Origin of the sequence: Bradyrhizobium sp. MOS002 (assembly GCF_003020115.1) — a bacterium.
Classification (GTDB): domain Bacteria; phylum Pseudomonadota; class Alphaproteobacteria; order Rhizobiales; family Xanthobacteraceae; genus Bradyrhizobium.
In genome coordinates, this window is sequence record NZ_PYFX01000002.1 from 603739 (window position 1) to 621881 (window position 18143).

An 18143-nucleotide genomic window follows, 5' to 3' on the forward strand; every position below is an offset into this window, starting at 1 on the left:
CATGAGCAAGGCAAGCGGCGCGAGCCTGATCGACCTTCAGATCATGTGGCACCGGCTGATCGCCGTGGTCGAGGAGCAGGCGCAGGTGCTGCTCCGCACCGCCTTCAGCCCGATCGTGCGCGAATGCGGCGACCTCTCGGCCGGCGTGTTCGACCTCAAGGGACGGATGCTGGCGCAGGCGGTGACCGGCACGCCCGGTCACGTCAACTCGATGGCGGAATCGGTCAAGCACTTCATCGCCCACTTTCCGATCGAGACGATGAAGGAAGGCGACGCCTACATCACCAACGATCCCTGGATGGGCACCGGCCATCTCAACGATTTCGTCGTCACCACGCCCTGCTTCAAGGACGGCAAGCCGGTCGCGCTGTTTTCCTGCACCAGCCATCTCATGGACATCGGCGGCATCGGCTTCGGACCCGACGCCACCGACGTGTTCATGGAGGGGCTCTACATCCCCATGCTGAAGCTGATCGACCAGGGCGTCGTCAACGAGACGCTGATGGCGATGATCCGCACCAATACGCGGCTGCCGATCGACACCGAGGGCGACACCTACTCGCTCGCCGGCTGCAACGACGTCGGCTGCGAGCGCCTGGTCGAGATGATGACCGAGTTCGGCATCGACTCGCTCGATGCGCTCGGCGACTACATCTGCGACCGCTCGCGCGAGGCCGTGCTGGCCGAGATCGCCAAGCTGCCGAAGGGCACCTGGCGCAACACCATGGTGGTCGACGGCTATGACGCGCCGGTCTCGCTTGAGGCGACGCTGACGATCTCGGACGAAGGCATCCACGTTGATTTCGACGGCACCTCGGCCGCATCCAGGTTCGGCATCAACGTGCCTCTGTCCTACACCATCGCCTACACCGTGTTCGGTCTCGGCTGCGTCGTCGCCTCGCAGATCCCGAACAATGCCGGCTCGCTCTCGCCGCTGACGGTGTCGGCTCCCCCGGGCGCGATCCTCAATGCGCCGAAGCCGGCGCCGGTCGCCTCGCGTCACATCATCGGCCAGATGCTGCCCGACGTCGTGTTCGGCTGCCTGCGCCAGATCATTCCCGAGCGCGTGCCCGCGGAAGGCACCTCGTGCCTGTGGAATCTCAACGTGCGCGGACAGACCCGCTCGGGCGCCGGCGGCAATTACGGATTCTCGATGGCGGTGACCTCCAATGGCGGCACCGGCGCGCGCTTCGCGAAGGACGGGCTGTCGGCGACCGCCTATCCCAGCGGCGTGCGCGGCACGCCGGTCGAGATCGCCGAGACGCAGACGCCGCTGATCTTCTGGCGCAAGGAACTGCGTCCCGATTCCGGCGGGGCAGGGCGCACCCGCGGCGGCCTCGGCCAGATCATCGAGGTCGGCAGCGGCGTCGATGCACCCTTCGACATCCTGGCCGCGTTCGACCGCATCGATCATCCGCCACGCGGCCGCGATGGCGGCAAGAACGGCCAGGCCGGCTATGTCGGGCTGAAGTCCGGCAAGAAGCTGCGTGGAAAAGGCTTTCAGCAGGTGCCGCCGGACGACCGTCTGGTGGTGCTGACACCAGGCGGCGCCGGCATCGGCGATCCCCGGGAGCGCGCGCCGACAGCCGTCAACGACGACATCGAAAGCGGCCTCGTGTCTGCCGACAATGCGGTTGCAGTTTATGGGCATGCGCGATGACGCCTCAGGCGTCGTGCGCGTAGCAAACGGAGGGGCTCCATGATTACGCGACGGAATTTTACAGCGGGCACAGCGACGCTGCTCGCAGCCGGCCACATCTCGACCCGCGCGCGGGCGGCGACGGTGAGCTGGGACATGTCGACGGTATGGCCCGACGGCAATTTCCACACCCAGAACGCGTTTGCATTCGCGGAGGAGGTGAAGAAGCAGAGCGGCGGCTCGGTCGCGATCACCGTGAAGGCCGGTGGCCAGCTCGGCTTCAAGGGCCCCGAGCATCTTCGCGCCGTGCGCGACGGCCTGGTGCCGCTCGCCGACGTCCTCAACATCCAGCAGGTCGGCGACGAGCCCTTCATGGGCGTCGAAAGCATTCCCTTTCTCTGCGGCTCCATGGATGAATTGAAGGTGCTGCACAAATATGTGCGGCCCGAATACGAGAAGGTCGCCGCGCGCAACAACCAGAAGATCCTCTACATCGTGCCGTGGCCGACGCAATATCTGCACCTCAAGGTCAAGGTCGCCGATGTCGACGGGTTGAAGAACATCAAGATCCGCGTGCCGGACAAGAACGCCGTCGACATGCTGGCCGTGGTCGGCATGGCGCCGGTGATGATTCCCTGGGGCGAGACCATCCCGGCGCTGGCTTCGGGCGCAGTCTCCGGCGTGTCCACCTCGGCGGTGTCGGGCGTCGACGGAAAATTCTGGGAATTCCTGAAATACATCTACCCGACCAACCACGTCTGGTCGTCGCAGATGCTCACCGTCAATCTCGATTCCTGGAAGGCACTGAGCGCCGATCAGCAACAGCTCGTCGCCGGCATTGCCGCGAAGATGGAGCCGGGCTTCTGGGCGAATTCGCTCAAGGCGGACGTCGACAGCCTCAACCGGCTCAAGGAAGGCGGCATGGAAGTGGTGCCGGTCTCGGAGGCCATGATCACCGACATTCGCGCCAAGACCGCGCCCCAGCTCGACGCTTTCGTCAAGCGCGTGCCGGCGGCCGACAAGCCGGTGCGGGCCTATCTCGCCGAAATGAAGCGCTGAGGGATTTTGCGGTGGCGGATGTCTTGCCTGCGTCGTCCCCAAGTCTCAACGCAGCGGCGCCGGCGCCGCTGCGCATCCTGCTCGACGGTATCGACCGTCTTGGCCGGCTGGACGGCTGGATCGGCGGCGGCTGCCTCTTGATGCTGACGCTGCTGATGCTGTGCGAGGTCGCAACGCGCTTCCTCTCGAACTTCCTGCCGTTCTTTCCGCCCACGATCTCGATCGCGTGGGAGTATTCCTCCTATTTGATGGCGGCGTCCTTCACCTTCGGCGCTGCCATGACCCTGCGCGTCGGTGGCCACATCCGTGTCGTGCTGCTGCTCAAGAATGTGCCGCCGCCGGTGCAGCGTGCGATGGAGGTGCTTGCCGCGTCGGCGGGCTTCCTCTTCATGGCATTCCTGTCTTCATCCATGGCGAAGTTCGCCTGGGGCGCCTTCATCCGCGGCCAGGTCTCGACATCGAGCGACACGCCGCTGTGGTTTCCGCAGGCGGTCGTCACTTTCGGCATGGTGCTGCTCACGCTGCAGTTCCTGGCGCGTGCGATTCAAGCAGCGCTCGGTCTGCCGCTGGAAGACCACCGCATGAAGGCCTCCCCCGTCGAATGACCGCACTCCCGCCCGCTACCGGATACAGGATTCCATGACCATCGAAGTCGTCGCCTTGTTCGTGATCCTGTTCGCGCTCCTGGCGGGAGGCTTGTGGATCGGCCTGACGCTCGCGCTCACCGCAACGCTCCTGCTCGCGATGTTTCGCTCGATCCCGCTCGACAAGCTGTTGCCGCAGTATGCCTGGAACATCCTGACCACGCAGGAGCTCCTCGCGCTGCCGCTGTTCATCCTGATGGGCGAGCTGTTGTTCCGAACCCGGCTGTCGCGCTCACTGTTCCAGGGACTCGCGCCCTGGGCGGGACTTCTGCCGGGCCGCCTTCTGCATGTGAACGTGATCGGCTGCACCATCTTCGCGGCAATCTCCGGCTCGTCGGCGGCGACGACGCAGGTGATCGGCCGCATGTCGCTCAACGAGCTGCTGCGCCGCGGCTATTCCCGCGATATCGCGATCGGTTCGCTCGCCGGCGCCGGCACGCTCGGCTTCCTGATCCCGCCGTCCAACATCATGATCATCTACGGCGTGCTGGGCGACGTTTCCATTCTCAAGCTCTTTACGGCCGGCGTGCTGCCCGGCCTGCTGCTGGCCGCCACCTTCATGGGCTGGGTGATGCTGCACACGACCCTCAACCCGAGCATGGTGCCGGAGACGGAAGCCAAACTCTCGCAAGTGCCGTGGGGCGAACGCTTCGCCGCGCTGAAGGACCTCGCGCCGGCGCTGTTCCTGATCGCCTGCGTGCTCGGCTCGATGTATGGCGGGCTGGCGACGCCGTCGGAGGCCGCCGCGGTCGGCGTGCTCGGCGCGGCGCTGGTCGCCTGGGCGCAGGGCTCGATGTCGCAGCAGGTGATCCGCGACGTGCTGATCGGCTCGGTCGTGACCTGCTCGATGATCGCGCTGATCGTGCTCGGCGCCTCGATCCTCGGCAACGCCGCGGCCTTCCTGGGCATCCCGCAGGCCGTCGCCGCCTTCGTGAAGGGGCTCGGCCTGTCGCCCTTCATGCTGATCGTGGCGCTGATCATCTTCTATCTGATTCTCGGCTGCTTCCTCGACGGCTTCTCGATGATCGTGATGACGCTGCCGATCGTGCTGCCGATCGTGAAGGGCGCGGGCTTCGACGAGATCTGGTTCGGCATCTTCCTCGTGCTCGCGGTCGAGATGGCCCAGATCACCCCGCCGGTCGGCTTCAACCTGTTCGTGATCCAGGGCCTGACCGACGACGGCCTCGGCTACATCGCGCGCGTCACGATGCCGTACCTGCTCATCATGGTGGGCTTCGTGTTGCTGCTGACGCTCTGGCCCGGCATCGTCACGATCCTGCCGAGGGTGCTGTACGGGTAAATCCTTCCTCGGGCCTTGGCGCTATCGCGTCCGCCCGCAGCAGTCTGAAACTGCAAGGCCAAACGAACCGGACAGCGAGGCTGACGTTTGCAATCGCGCCGCGCGTCAAATTCGCGCCGTGCGCGTGTTCCATCTTTGCGCCTCCTCGTCATCCGGCGTACGCTGCCGGAGCGAGGATAAGCGCAACTGCAACCAGTCCAGAGACGTAGCACCTTTTGGCGATGTCCGCCGAGAGAGATCGAGAGCCGTTGGGCTCGTATGCGATGGAGAAGGCCGACAGAGAGCGGACTGCAGCATCCCTCGCGGTGGCGTCTATGAGACGCACGTTAAACAAACATAAAAGCGGGAGGAATGGATGAAGAAGCGTTGGTGTAAGTCTGGTCTACCTCTTGTTGCCGGCGCGACGCTGATGGTGTCGTCGGCCTTTGCCCAGTCCGTGGATACTGCGCGGATCGAGAACGGCGGTCAGAACGATTGGCTGACCTACCACGGTTCATACAAATCCTATCACTACAGCCCGCTGGCGCAGATCAATGCAAACAACGTCGGCAATCTGAACGTTGCCTGGACCCATATTCCAGGACGCTCGACCCGCGGCCTGCAGTCGATGCCGCTCGCGGCGGATGGCGTGCTCTATTACTCGGGTTCTTACAGCCGGGTCTTTGCGCTCAACGGCGCGACAGGCGAGGTGATCTGGTCCCATTTTCCGGAGCTGGACGAGGCCCTGATCTCCCGTCAGACCCATTCCCCCTACAATCGCGGCGTAGCGCTCGGCGAGGGCAAGGTTTTCGTCGGCACCATGGATGGCAGGGTTCTTGGCCTGGATATGAAGTCGGGGAAGGTCCTCTGGGAAACCAGGCTGATCGACTCGCAGAAGCTCACGGTCGGTTTCACCGGTGCACCGCTTTACGCGAAGGGCACGGTGGTCATCGGAGCGCAAGGCGGTGAATGGCCGGGCCGCGGCCCGATCTTCGGCCTGGATGCCACCACCGGGAAGAAGAAGTGGGAGTTCTTGACCGTCGCCGGCACCGACGAGGCCATGAAGACGTGGGGAAACGATTCCTGGCGCACGGGCGGGGGCGGTGGCTGGATGCCGGGCACTTACGATTCCGAGACCAACACGATCCTGTGGGGCACCGCAAACCCGGCGCCGCTCTACGATTGGTCGGGCGCCGATTACAAGACGCAAGGCGCGCGTCCCGGCGACAATCTCTACACGAGTTCGGTGATCGGTCTCGACGTCGATACCGGCAGGCTCAAATTCCATCATCAGGAGTTGCCGCACGACGCCTGGGATTTCGACAGCGCGGTCGGCGAGTTTGTGATGCTCGAACGCGACGGTCAGAAGTTCGTGGTTCACCCGAACAAGGGCGGTTTCGTCTTCGTCTATGACCGCAATCTCGCCGTGAAGAATGTCTGGCGGCTCGTTGAGAACATCAATTTCGTCAAGGATATCGATCCCAAGACGGGTGCCTTGATCGGCCGCCGCGACTTCACGGCCGGGAAGGTCACCGAACCGCCGCTGTGCCCCTTCATTGGTGGCGGCATCAGCTGGAACGCCGGGTCCTACAACCCGAAGACCGGCCTGTACTACAAGATCGGCCAGGAATGGTGCATGACGCTCGACGTCCAGAAGACGACGCCGGTCACAGCGCCCCAAGTCCAGCTCAACATCGGCGCCGATTTCAAGATGGTACCCCCTCCGGGCGGAGAGATTTATGGACATCTCGACGCGCGCGACCCCATCACCGGCGCCAAGAAGTGGGAGGTTCGCTATCCTGAGCCGCCGCTTGGAAGCGTGCTGTCGACTGCGGGCAATCTCGTATTCGTGCCCGACTCCCGCGGCATCCTTCATGCCTACGATGCCGAAACCGGGGCTGAGCTATGGAGTCACAACAACGGCACCGGCCATCAGGGCGGCATCGTCAGCTATTTCGTCAATGGCAAGCAGTACATTGCCGTAGTCGCTGGCTTTGGCGGCATGCTGGCGGACGAATACGCGCCAAACTTCGGCGGCGCCTACAAGAGCATGCCGCGTGATGACGGGGCGCTCGTCGTCTTCAGCTTGAAATAAACAATGGCAGATTGCCGGGGAGCAGGCGCAAGCTTGCTTCCCGTGCATTGGAATTCCGGGTGTGCTTCAGGACTCGTGCTTCGGGACGTGGCGCTTCAGGATATGGAGCTGGATACCTTGAACTTGCATTTTAAGAAGATCACCGCGCTGCTATCGGCGGTGCTGGGCGCCTCGTCGCTGTATGCCGCACCGGTTCTGGCGCAGTCTGCCACTCCCGCACCCGACAACGGGACATTCGACGTCGAGCAGTTATTCGCAGGGACTTGCGGCTTTTGTCACTCTGCTGGCGGTCGGGCCGCCGGCAAGGGACCGCAGCTGATGAATTCGCCGCGCGACGACGACTATCTGCACAGCCGCATCAAGAACGGCAAGTCTGGTGCGATGCCGGCATTCGGCGGGGCCTTCACTGACGCGCAGATCGACCAGATCGTCAAATATATCCGCGCCCTGAAGCCGCGCGAGGGCTGAATGACCAACCGATGTCGATACGAGAACGCGGAATGAAGGCAGTTCTCCCGCTTGTGGTCAGCGCCGTGATCGGATTGCTGAATCCTGCGCAAGGGCGGACCCTGGACGCGATCCGCGCGTCCGGCGTGCTTGGATTATGCGCCCATCCGAACTCGCTTCCGTTCGCAAGCAAGGCGGCCGATCCTCCCGGCTTTCAGATCGAATTGGGCGAGGCGCTGGCTCACGAGCTCGGCGTCTCGCTGCGTCTCGACTGGATCATCACCCAGTACCAGATGCGGAGCGCCGGATGCGACATTGTTTTGGACGTCATCGCCGACCGCGAAGCGCAGGGTGAGACCCGCTTGAGATTCTCAAAACCGTATTATCGCACAGGCGTCGCGCTCGCCGTCCCTTCATCCAGCGCGCTGGCCTCGTTCCAGAGCCTCAACGAGCATACCAAGGTCGGGGTGCAGGTCGGATCCGTCGCTGCCATGATCATCAGTCAACGGCACGTACCGACGTCGACTTTCGGCTTCGAGAGCGACAGCCTCGATGCCTTGTCAAACCATGAGATCGATGCCGCGGCGGTCACCCCCACCGCGGCGAGTTATTTCAATCTGACGCATCCGGACAAGGCATTTCGTATCCTCGATCGCGACGAGTCCGTAGCCGATCTCAACTGGAACGTCGCGGTCGGCATGGTCCGTCCGGATGATGCATTGCGCGACACCATCGATGGAGCGGTTGAACGGCTGCGAAGCGAAGGCAGGATCGATCGGATATACGGCCGCTACGGGGTCGTACTGCAGATGCCGAAATAGCCAATTGTTCCGGGCGCGGTCAGTCGCGCTTTAGCCCGTCGTCCCGGCCGCATTGGCCGGAACGACGGTCGTTTCGAATGCCGCTACGCCGCGGCCTTCTTCCGCGCCTGCTCGGCCTTGTACAGTTCGAACTCTTCCGCGATCGCCTTGGCGATCGAGGGCCGTTGACGCAGGCGTTCGTAATAGGCCTTCACGTTCGGCCATTTGGCGAGCTCGATCGGGGGCGTCGCCATGGTCCAGTTGATGACCGTGACGAGATAGGCGTCGGCGACGCTGAAATGGTCGAGCAGGAAGTCGCGCCCCTTCAGGTAATTGTCGAGATAGTCGAGCCGCGACAGGTTCTTCTCCAGCGCATAGGCTTTCGTCTCCTGCGGCGCCTTGCGGTCGAGCACCGGGATGAACAGGCCTTTGTGCAGCTCGGTGCCGATGAAGCAGAGCCATTGATGCAGCCGCGTGCGCTCGATGCCCGCTGCGGCGCCGAGGCCCGATTGCGGGAAGCGGTCGGCGATATATTGCAGGATCGCGGCGTTCTCGGTCAGCACCACGCCCTCGTCGGTACGCAGCGTCGGCACCAGGCCGATCGGGTTCACCGTCCGGAAATCAGTGCCGTCGCTCAGCACTTTCTTAGTCGGCGGATCGACTTCGAGATAATTCGCTTCGGCGCCAGCTTCATACAGCGCGACGCGGGTCGCCATCGAACAGGCGAGCGGCGAGAAATAAAGATCCATCTTGAGCCTCCTTGGGCAATTCCTCGATGTGACTTTTGGAGTGTCGCTCAACCTGGCCAGATTGATTTTTGTACTGTCTTGCATATTATAGGGGGCGGTCAAGGATTAAATTGCGAGATGGTACAAAAAGAGAAGCCGCCAGCTGCTGCCAGCGAACCCAAACGCCGCGGCCGTCCGCGCGCCTATGAGCCCGACGTCGCCCTTGGCAAGGCGCTCGACCTGTTCCGCACGCAGGGTTTCGCCGCGACCTCGCTCGACGATCTCAGCGAAGCCACCGGGATGAATCGCCCGAGCCTCTATGGGGCCTTCGGCGACAAGCGCGAGCTCTACATCAAGAGCTATCAGCGCTATCGCGAGGAAGCGCGCGCATCGATGGTGGAGATCTTTCGCCAGGAGATGCCCGTGCGTCGGCGGCTGGAGCGCATCTTCGCCTCCGCGCTGAACATCTATCTCTCCGGCGAGACCGGCCCGCGCGGCTGCTTCACCGTGGTCACGGCCGCCTCCGAGGCGGTCGGCGATCCCGACATCCGGGCCATGGTGCTCGATGGCCTCAACGAGCTCGACAAGGCATTTGCGAGTTGCTTCCGCCGCGCCAAGGAGGAAGGCGAGTTGCCCGACAGCGCCGATCCCGCCGTGCTGGCGCAGCTCGCTTCAGCAACCGTGCACTCGATCGCCATTCGTTCGCGCGCGCGTGTGTCGCGGAAGGATCTGGAGGCGATCGTGAAGGGCGCGATCGACGTAATGGTGGGGGCCAGAAACTAGGCCGTCGTCCTGGACAAGCGCAGCAAAGTGGAGCGTAGATCCAGGACCCGTTACCCCAGCGCGTAGTTTTGCGAAGACCCGTGGCTACAGCTTCGTGCCGCAACCTCCTCTTGGGGTAATGGGTCCTGGCTTTCGCCAGGACGACGCCGCGGCGCGATCCCGCGCCGCGCTACGCCGCGCGAATATGTGCGAGGAAGCGATCCACCTCATCGCGCAGCCGCTGCGATTGTTTTGACAGCTCGATCGCCGAGCCCAGAACTTCCTCCGCCGCTGTTCCCGTCGCGGCGATGCCGGCGGTGACGCCCGCGATGTTTTGCGAGACCTCGCCGGTACGGGCGGCTGCCTGCTGGACGTTCTGCGCGATCTCCTGCGTCGCGGTGCCCTGCTGGCCGACGGCGGCGGCAATCGCGGCGGAGATCTCGTCGACCTCCTGGATCGTTGCGCAGATCGACTGGATTCCGTCCACCGCGCCGGTGGTCTCGCCTTGTACCGCCGTCACTTGCGCGCCGATCTCCTCGGTCGCCTTGGCGGTCTGGGTCGCCAGCGCCTTCACCTCGGAAGCGACCACCGCGAAGCCGCGGCCGGCTTCGCCCGCGCGCGCCGCCTCGATCGTCGCGTTGAGGGCCAGCAGATTGGTTTGCTCGGCAATGCCGCTGATGAAGGAGACGACGTCGCCGATTTTTTGCGCGGCGTCGGCCAGACTCTGCACGCGCTCATTCGACCGTCGCCCGTCGCTCGCAGCTTTGCCGACCACCGCCGTCGCGTGCGCGAGGCGCCGGCTGATCTCGGTCATCGACGACGACAGCTCTTCCGCGGCGGCAGCAACCGTCTGCACATTCTCCGAGGCGAGCGCCGAGGCCGACGACACCGTGCCGGTCTGCTGCCGCGACCGCTCGACGATATCGGACATCGAGCGCGCCGTGTTCTCCATCTCGACCGCTGCCGAGGAGACCGTGGTGACGACGTCGCGGATGCTGGCTTCGAAATTGTCGGCGAGCGCGGCGAACGCGCGTCGCTTCTCCGCTTCGGACTGCGCCTTGGCCTCGAGCTGATCGGCCTGGAGCTTGTTGAAGTTCATCGCATTGTCACGGAACACCGCGACCGCCCTCACCATCGCGCCGACCTCGTCCTTCGCTTTGCTGACGGGAACCGCGACATCGAGGTGGCCGTCGGCCAGCTCGCGCATCACGGTGGTGATGGAGATGATCGGGCGCGAGATGCTGCGGGCGATGAGATAGCCGACGATTGCGGCGAGCACCAGCCCGAGCGCGGCGATGCCGAATGCCAGCAGCCACGCACGGTCGGCAGAGGCCACATAGTCGGCATTGTCCATCACCAGCTCGACCGCGCCGAGGGACTTGCCGGAAAAATCCCTGATCGGTCCGAGCAGCGCGGCCACCGGTGTGGTCTCGAGCTTGGCCTGCCGTATCGTGAAGTCGCCGCCGGCGGCGCGGCCGTAATCGGCCGCGTCGAAGAAGCTCTTGCCCTTCAGCGTGCCGCCGAACAGCTTGAAGCTGCCGCCGTCCGCAAGATGGAAGGCGATGTCGACATGGCGGTTGCTCTTGAAGTCGTCGAGGAAGGACTGGCCGAAGGTCAGGCCAAACTCCACTGAGCCGAGATGCTTGCCGCCTTGCGCGATCGGCACGACGCCGCGGATGCCCAGCCCGGCCAGGCCGCCCTCAAGGCCGACCACGACCTTGTGCTCCTGATTGGCCATGATCACGGTTTTGCGGAAGCCCGAGAGATCGTCGCCAAATTTAGCAGGCTGGTGCACGCGCAGGAACGAGGTCGCGGGCGCCACGTGGAACTGGAACTGTTCGACGCCGTACTCCGATTTGGTCGCGGCAAAGACCGGCCCGAACAGGCTGACCAGGGCATTGCGATCCTGCTTGGCCATCGCGTCCTGCGTCGCCGGCATCGCGGCCACGACGGCGCTCATGGCTGCGGCACGGCGGGACTCCTCGGTGATGCGCGATTGCAGGGCATCGTAATGGCTGCGCAGCTCGCGCTGGTCGGCGCGGTCGATGATCCCCGCGATGATCCACATTGCACCGAGCACCGCAAACAGCGCGGTGGCGGCTGCCGTCACCGCCAGCGCAACCGTGATCCGCATCCTGAGGCCGAGCGTCAAGCGCATGTGCGACTCGTTCGTTGAGCGATGATTAACAACGCTTATCAACTTCTCGCTAAGAGAGGGTGAACGGGGGAGGGGGGTGTGGTGGCGTTGCGTCAGTAGCCAGCCCTACCAACGGTGTCGTTCCGGCGAAGGCCGGGACCCATACCGCGGAATCTCTCGATCGTTGTCGATACGGTACCGAACGGCGGCCTTCCGCCAAACCTCCTGCTGTGGCTATGGGTCCCGGCCTTCGCCGGGACGACACCGAACTGCAGTGTCCGTGAGGTCTCAATACCCGCGCGCCCGGTCCACCACGTTCTCCAGCACACCACCCGCCTCGAACCGCGCGATCTGCTCGGCGACATAGGCCGAGATCGCATCGGCGTCCGTGTCGGCGGCGTTATGTGGCGTCAGCAACACCTTGGGGTGGGTCCAGAACCGGCTGTCCGCCGGCTGCGGTTCCTGCACGAAGACGTCGAGCGAGGCGGCGCCCAGCGTGCCGTCGTCGAGGCAGGCCAGGATGTCGGCTTCGTTCTGGAGGCCACCGCGGCCAGCGTTGATCAGCACGGGCGCACCGAGCGGGCTTTTGCGGTTGAGCCTAGTGAAGACGTCGCGGTTGAGGATGCCGTTTGTATCGGGCGTCAGCGGCAACAGGCTGACGAGGATATCGGTGGTGCGCAGGAACGCGTCGATCTGCCCGGCGCCATGGAAGCATTCGACGCCCGCGATGGTGCGCGGGCTGCGGCTCCAGCCGGCGACGCGGAAACCAAGCCGCCGCAGCACATCGGCCGCGTCAGCGCCGAGTGTGCCCAGTCCCATCACACCGACCGTGACGGCGCTCGCCGGCCATTGATATGTCGGCTCCCAGCGCTTTTCGCGCTGCGACTGCCGCAGATAAAGCTCCTGGCGGTGGTGCATCAGCACGTGCTGCACGACGTATTCGGTCATGCGGCCGGTCAGATCGGGCACGGCCACGCGCACCAGCGGTACGTTCGGAAGGCTCTTGTCCGCCATCAGCGCGTCGACGCCGGCGCCCAGATTGAAGATCGCCCGCAGATTGGGGAAAGAGCCGAGGTCGCCCGGCACCGGCTTCCACACCGCGGCATAGTGCACCTCGGCCGGATCGAGCCCGGCATCGGGCAGCAGCACCACGCGGCGGCCGGCGCCGACCGCGTCGAACCGGGCCTTCCAGCGCTCCGGCAGCCAGTTCTGCTGCGTGCTGTTGATCAGGACGGCCAGTGTGCCCACGGTCATTCGAAGTGCCTCTTAGGTTCCGCTTTTGAAGGCCCTCCTTGGCACGATCTGCCGGATTTTTCTTGCAAATTTTTTCCGCAGTCATGTCGGGGCGGGGCATAGTGGATCGTCTTCAAAACAAGCGTTCAGAGAAGGTGCTGCCCATGCTTTATGCGATCCTTTGCTATCACGACGAGGACTTCGTCGGCTCCTGGAGCAAGGACCAGGACGAGGCCGTGATGAAGAAGCTCGCCGTGGTGCAGGAAGGTCTCGCGAAGCAGGGCAGGCTCGGCCCCGTGGCGCGGCTGCTGCCGACCACTGCGGCAGCGACGCTGCGCAAGGAGGACCCGCCGCTGGTGCTCGACGGCCCCTACGCGGAGACCAAGGAGCAGTTGCTCGGCTTCTATATCGTCGATTGCAAGAATCTCGACGAGGCGCTCGACGTTGCGCGCGACCTCGGATCGGCCAATCCCGGCGGCGCCTATGAGGTGCGCCCGGTGGGCGTGTTCAGGCCCGGAGGTAATCTGACGTGAGCGAGGCCGATACCGCCTGGATCGAGACCGCGCTGACCTCGGCGCGTCCCCAGGCGGTCGGCGCGCTGCTGCGCTATTTCCGCGATCTCGACACCGCCGAGGAAGCCTTTCAGAACGCCTGCCTGCGGGCGCTGAAGACCTGGCCGCAGAACGGACCGCCGCGCGATCCCGCGGCCTGGCTGATCATGGTCGGCCGCAACGTTGCGATCGACGAGGTGCGCCGCACCCGCAAGCAGCAGCCGCTGCCGGAGGACGACCAGGTGATCTCCGATCTCGACGACGCCGAGGGCGCGCTCGCCGAGCGGCTCGACGGCTCGCACTACCGCGACGACATTTTGCGGCTGATGTTCATCTGCTGCCATCCAGGGCTGCCGGCGACGCAGCAGATCGCGCTGGCGCTCCGCATCGTCTGCGGCCTGACGGTAAAGCAGATCGCGCGTGCCTTCCTGGTGTCGGAGGCGGCGATGGAGCAGCGCATCACGCGTGCCAAGGCCAAGGTCGCGGAGGCCGGGACGCCGTTTGAAACGCCGGGCGCGGTCGAGCGCTCGGAGCGGCTCGCTGTTGTCGCGGCGATGATCTACTTGATCTTCAACGAGGGTTACTCGGCGAGCGGCGACACCGCCGAAATCAGAAAGCCGCTGTGCGAGGAAGCGATCCGGCTGGCGCGGCTGCTGTTGCGGCTGTTCCAGAGCGAGCCGGAGATCATGGGGCTCACGGCGCTCATCTTGCTGCAGCATGCGCGCAGTGCCTCGCGCTTTGCCGCGGATGGCTCGCTGATCCTGCTGGACGACCAGGATCGTTCGCTGTGGAACGGCAGGATGATCGCGGAAGGCCTCGCGCTGATCGACAAGGCGATACGCCATCGCCGCAGCGGACCCTACCAGATCCAGGCCGCGATCGCCGCGCTGCATGCCCGCGCGTCGACGCCCGAGGAAACCGACTGGGCGCAGATCGACCTGCTCTATGGTGCGCTGGAGGTGGTGCAGCCCTCGCCGGTGGTGACGCTCAACCGCGCGGTCGCGGTTTCCAAGGTGCGCGGACCGCAGGCCGCGCTCGACCTGATCGAGCCGCTGGCGCCCAAGCTTGCCAACTACTTCCATTTCTACGGCGTGCGCGGCGCCTTCCTGATGCAGCTCGGCCGCAACGACGAAGCCCGCGTCGCCTTCGACCGCGCCATCGCCCTCGCCAACACGTCCGCAGAAGCTGCCCACATCCGCATGCATCTCGATCGCCTGATCCGCGACAGCCAGCCCAAGGGCGCCAATGGCGGCGCGAGGCAGGACGCCAAGGTCAAGGCGCCAAGGTGACGTAGGGAGGGCCCGCTTCGGGCGTAGCAAAATTTCCGCCTCGCCTTGTCGGGTCCGACCCCCTCCCTTCGTCCTAGGACCGTATCCAGGGAGCCATTCATGCTGAAAGCCATTGCCGTCATCGCCATCCTGTTCGCGGTCGGAATCGTGGGCGTGCTCGTCTTCGCCCTGACGAAGCCCGACACATTCCGCGTCGAACGCAGCCTCGCCGTGAAAGCGCCGGCCAATGCTGTCTATCCCTTGGTCGCCGATTTCCATCGCTGGACAGCCTGGTCACCCTACGAGGGCCGCGATCCCGCCATGAAGCGCACCTTTGGCGGAACTACGGAAGGAAAGGGCGCGACCTATGCCTGGGACGGCAACAACAATGTCGGCGCCGGCCATATGGAGATCCTCGAGGCGAGTGCCTCGTCAAAACTCCGCATCAAGCTCGATTTCGAGCGGCCTTTCGAAGGCCACAACACCGCAGAGTTCACCTTTGTGCCGCAGGGCGATGCCACACTGGTCACGTGGGCGATGTCCGGTCCGGCCCCGTTCCTGTCCAAGGTCATGCAGGTGTTCATCAACATGGACAGCATGATCGGCAAGGATTTCGAGGCGGGCTTGGCCAGCCTGAAGAAGCTCACCGAGAAGTAGCGCCGTCACCCCGAACGAAAGCAATGGAGAGAAACGATGCTCAATGCCTATCTGTTCTATCAGGACACCTGCGAAGCGGCGTTCAATTATTACGCCAAGGTTCTCGGCGGCAAGATCGACGCCATGATGCGTTCGTCGGATGCGCCGCCGGACATGGCGGCCGCGCCCGGCCGCGAGAAGACGATCATGCATGCGCGGATGTCGCTGCCCGACGGCAGCGTGCTGATGGGGTCCGACGCACCAAGCGAGCATTTTCACAAGCCGCAGGGCTTTTCGATTTCGCTCACGGTCGCGGACCCCGCGGAGGGCGAGCGCAAGTTCAACGCGCTCGCCGACGGCGGCAGCGTCACCATGCCCTTCAGCAAGACGTTCTGGGCCAAGGGCTTTGGCATGTGCGTCGACAAGTTCGGCATTCCCTGGATGGTGAACTGCCCGGCCGAAGGAATGTGACAGGCGCGATCGCCTGACGCGCCAAGCGGCGATCCCCTCTCCCGACGATGCGGGAGAGGGGATCGCATGTGGACGTCGCGCCGATCGACCGCTTGCCCCCTCAGCGGATCGATCCGGTCACGTCATTGCTCGGTGGTTGGGAGGAGGGAACGCAGCGCGGGCAGATTACGAGCTTCGTCCCGAGTTGCCTGTCATTCTCCGCTTCGATTTCGTCGTGGATCGCCCACCACGCCGCGGAGTAAGGCCGCAAGGTGCCGAGTACTCTTTCCCGCTCCTGATTCGGATCACTCACCGCGGCAGCTTGGGTCGCCACACGACGCTTCATGACAGAGGGACGGTTCGGATCCTGACCGAGGCCGTCCCATGCAATCGGACGGCGTTCCTGCGCAGGCGCGACCGCGCATCCCATGAGCGTTGCGCAAAAAGTGAGCAAGACAAAGCCGTGTCGCATCATGCCGGACCCTTGGTGTTGTATGCGCGCGCCAAGTCCGCATGCCGAAGCTTGCCTCGCACCGCTCAAATGGAACCTAAGGGAAACGCCTGGCCGACACGGTCGAATATGGATTTTACTGTCGCGCCACATTGCGAGAGCAGTGAGGCCGCTTCGTGAAATGATGCGGACCGCATCGCACAACAACTGGCGCAATATTAGGCTGTGAACTCCGGGACAGAATCGTTATTTATTTCGTCATAAATTCTAAAAACTGGGGCGGGCGGACTTGGAAGGGGAGCGACCGATGGCGACGGCGCTGCAGATCAACTTTGCACTTTGGGGTATGCTCATCTGCGCGAGCATGGAATTGACCCAGCTGATCCAGAGTTATTACTAGACCTCACGACGCATGTGACCGGCGCAATTTTGCCGGCGCGTCTGTTTGCTGGTTCACGAGCAACGCGATGAGCGTGAAGCTGACGCTCGCGATCACGATCTTCGAGACGAAGACGTTGCGCGGCCCTACCGTGCGTGCGGGCGCTTGCGTCCGCCTGGTCATCACCGGCAGCGTGGATAGATCGCGGCGAGGTCGCGCCCCTTCAACAAGAGTAGTCGTGACGAGAGGCCGCCGCGGCGGCTGATCCAGTCGCGCACCGGACCGGGATAGGCTTCCAGCACCGCTTCGGAGGCCTCCGGCTCGGCATAGACCCGCCCACGCCGGTCGATCGAGCGCGCCGCATGGAAGCCGAGCACGGCGCGCTTGGTGACGCAGATGCGCTCGCCCGGCACGATGCTCAGCACCAACGTGCAGGCGGACAGGCAGGGGCCGTCGATCACCACGCGCTCGCCGCTCGCGCGCACCTTCTCGAACAAATCGAGGAACGGCCCGACCTGTCCACCGGGCGACTGGATGATACGGATTTCGGCCAAGGCAGGCGTGGCGGCGAGCAGCGCGGATGCGAGCATCAAGGCCCTGAGGAAGGTGACGCGTCGCATGAAGCCTCCGCGAATTCGAGTCCGTAGGATAGGCCAATGAGAAGAGGTGGGTGACGCTTCGCAAATCCAACCTACGCCGTGTCTATCCGTTCCGCCGTTCGCCGCGCAACGTCGGCAGGCCGATGCCCGCCGCATCGAAGCCGCCATCGACGGCCAAAATTTGACCGGTGATGTAGCTCGATCGTTCCGAGCACAGGAAGTAGATGGCTTCGGCGAGTTCCTCTTCCAGGCCGTAGCGGTTGAGCGGGATGGCGTCGTGATAGTCGGCGCGGATCTCCCTGGTATGCACCTGCTTCGCCATCGCGGTGTCGACCGGCCCCGGCGCGACCGCGTTGACGCGGATGTTGAGGGACGCGAGCTCGACCGCGAGCTGCTTGGTAAGGTGCGCGAGGCCCGCCTTGCTGGTCCCGTAGGCCGAGCGCAGCGTCGAGGCGCGCACCGCCGAGATCGAGGTAATGTTGACGATGGCGCCGCCATTGCCGTCGCGCATCAGCGGCACCGCCGCCTTGGTGCAGAGGAACGGGCCGGTGAGGTTGACCTCGAGCACGCGCCGCCAATCGGTCTCCGACGTCTCCATCAGCGGCGCGAACACGGCAATGCCGGCATTATTGACGAGCGCGTCGAGCCGGCCAAACCGCCGTTCGACCGTCGTGATCGCGGCGGCAACCGCGGCTGCGTCCGAGACGTCGCAGGTCAGCGCCAGCGTGGCCTCGTCCCGGCCGATCTCGGCCACCGCGCAGCCGAGCAGCTCGCCCTCGATGTCGAGCAACGCCACCCGCCAGCCCTCGGTCAAAAACTTCTTCGCGGTCGCAAGCCCGATGCCGCGCGCGGCTCCGGTGACGAGGGCGATTTTCTGCGGGGAGGGGACCATGGCTTATCCGTGGTTCGGGAATTGAGGCGCTCTCCCTACCATGAAAGCCGCGAGGAGACGCGACAAACTATCGCGCCCTTGGCTCTTCGAGCGG

General features: G+C 64.4%; 18 protein-coding genes. 12 read left to right on the plus strand and 6 right to left on the minus strand.

All coding sequences use genetic code 11. From position 1 onward, the window contains the following. Position 1 precedes the first annotated feature (1 nt). The 7 genes from C7G41_RS07510 to C7G41_RS07540 all read left to right on the plus strand — a co-directional run bounded on the left by C7G41_RS07510 (position 2) and on the right by C7G41_RS07540 (position 7984). Positions 2–1660, plus strand: coding sequence for a hydantoinase B/oxoprolinase family protein (locus C7G41_RS07510; RefSeq protein WP_106941944.1), 1659 nt, complete (start codon positions 2–4; stop codon positions 1658–1660). A 39-nt stretch (positions 1661–1699) separates the two neighbouring features. Then, positions 1700–2698 (plus strand): TRAP transporter substrate-binding protein, encoded by a 999-nt coding sequence (locus C7G41_RS07515; protein WP_106941945.1) that lies wholly within the window; start codon positions 1700–1702, stop codon positions 2696–2698. An 11-nt stretch (positions 2699–2709) separates the two neighbouring features. Beyond that, positions 2710–3303 (plus strand): TRAP transporter small permease subunit, encoded by a 594-nt coding sequence (locus tag C7G41_RS07520; RefSeq protein ID WP_106941946.1) that lies wholly within the window; start codon positions 2710–2712, stop codon positions 3301–3303. A gap of 34 nt (positions 3304–3337) precedes the next feature. Further along, positions 3338–4642 (plus strand): TRAP transporter large permease, encoded by a 1305-nt coding sequence (locus tag C7G41_RS07525; RefSeq protein ID WP_106941947.1) that lies wholly within the window; start codon positions 3338–3340, stop codon positions 4640–4642. A 355-nt stretch (positions 4643–4997) separates the two neighbouring features. Further along, complete coding sequence (locus C7G41_RS07530; RefSeq protein WP_106941948.1) at positions 4998–6716, plus strand: PQQ-binding-like beta-propeller repeat protein; 1719 nt, start codon at positions 4998–5000, stop codon at positions 6714–6716. Between the two features lie 102 nt (positions 6717–6818). After that, positions 6819–7184 carry a cytochrome c gene (locus C7G41_RS07535; protein ID WP_245446461.1) on the plus strand — a complete coding sequence of 122 codons (366 nt, stop codon included), beginning with the start codon at positions 6819–6821 and terminating at the stop codon, positions 7182–7184. A 32-nt stretch (positions 7185–7216) separates the two neighbouring features. Further along, positions 7217–7984, plus strand: coding sequence for an ABC transporter substrate-binding protein (locus C7G41_RS07540; protein ID WP_199198241.1), 768 nt, complete (start codon positions 7217–7219; stop codon positions 7982–7984). A gap of 83 nt (positions 7985–8067) precedes the next feature. On the opposite strand, the gene C7G41_RS07545 is transcribed toward C7G41_RS07540, so the two are convergent. After that, positions 8068–8712: a glutathione binding-like protein gene (locus C7G41_RS07545; protein ID WP_106941950.1), complete on the minus strand. Its 645-nt coding sequence runs from the start codon at positions 8710–8712 to the stop codon at positions 8068–8070. Between the two features lie 117 nt (positions 8713–8829). Between C7G41_RS07545 and C7G41_RS07550 the strand changes: the two genes are divergently transcribed. Next, complete coding sequence (locus C7G41_RS07550) at positions 8830–9474, plus strand: TetR/AcrR family transcriptional regulator (protein WP_106941951.1); 645 nt, start codon at positions 8830–8832, stop codon at positions 9472–9474. Between the two features lie 169 nt (positions 9475–9643). On the opposite strand, the gene C7G41_RS07555 is transcribed toward C7G41_RS07550, so the two are convergent. Both C7G41_RS07555 and C7G41_RS07560 read right to left on the minus strand, forming a co-directional pair. Beyond that, positions 9644–11611, minus strand: coding sequence for a methyl-accepting chemotaxis protein (locus C7G41_RS07555; protein WP_158267994.1), 1968 nt, complete (start codon positions 11609–11611; stop codon positions 9644–9646). A 267-nt stretch (positions 11612–11878) separates the two neighbouring features. Beyond that, positions 11879–12844, minus strand: coding sequence for a glyoxylate/hydroxypyruvate reductase A (locus C7G41_RS07560; RefSeq protein ID WP_106941952.1), 966 nt, complete (start codon positions 12842–12844; stop codon positions 11879–11881). Between the two features lie 143 nt (positions 12845–12987). Here C7G41_RS07560 and C7G41_RS07565 point away from each other — a divergent pair, with 143 nt between their 5' ends. From C7G41_RS07565 to C7G41_RS07580, 4 genes are all read left to right on the plus strand, one after another. Then, positions 12988–13356, plus strand: coding sequence for a YciI family protein (locus C7G41_RS07565; RefSeq protein WP_027570323.1), 369 nt, complete (start codon positions 12988–12990; stop codon positions 13354–13356). After that, positions 13353–14663, plus strand: a complete 1311-nt coding sequence (locus C7G41_RS07570) for an RNA polymerase sigma factor (RefSeq protein WP_106941953.1) — start codon at positions 13353–13355, stop codon at positions 14661–14663. Before C7G41_RS07565 ends, C7G41_RS07570 begins: the two co-directional genes overlap by 4 nt. Positions 14664–14762: 99 nt before the next feature. Further along, positions 14763–15299 (plus strand): SRPBCC family protein, encoded by a 537-nt coding sequence (locus tag C7G41_RS07575; RefSeq protein WP_106941954.1) that lies wholly within the window; start codon positions 14763–14765, stop codon positions 15297–15299. 36 nt (positions 15300–15335) lie between these two features. Next, positions 15336–15749, plus strand: coding sequence for a VOC family protein (locus tag C7G41_RS07580; RefSeq protein WP_106941955.1), 414 nt, complete (start codon positions 15336–15338; stop codon positions 15747–15749). A gap of 100 nt (positions 15750–15849) precedes the next feature. Here C7G41_RS07580 and C7G41_RS07585 read toward each other — a convergent pair whose 3' ends face one another. The 3 genes from C7G41_RS07585 to C7G41_RS07595 form a co-directional block, all read right to left on the minus strand. Continuing rightward, positions 15850–16203 (minus strand): hypothetical protein, encoded by a 354-nt coding sequence (locus C7G41_RS07585; protein ID WP_106941956.1) that lies wholly within the window; start codon positions 16201–16203, stop codon positions 15850–15852. Between the two features lie 537 nt (positions 16204–16740). Then, a complete protein-coding gene (locus tag C7G41_RS07590; protein ID WP_106941957.1) occupies positions 16741–17178 on the minus strand; it encodes a hypothetical protein in 438 nt (145 codons plus the stop codon). Between the two features lie 82 nt (positions 17179–17260). Next, on the minus strand, positions 17261–18049 hold the full coding sequence (locus tag C7G41_RS07595; protein WP_106941958.1) for an SDR family NAD(P)-dependent oxidoreductase: 789 nt from the start codon (positions 18047–18049) through the stop codon (positions 17261–17263). Positions 18050–18143: the final 94 nt, after the last annotated feature.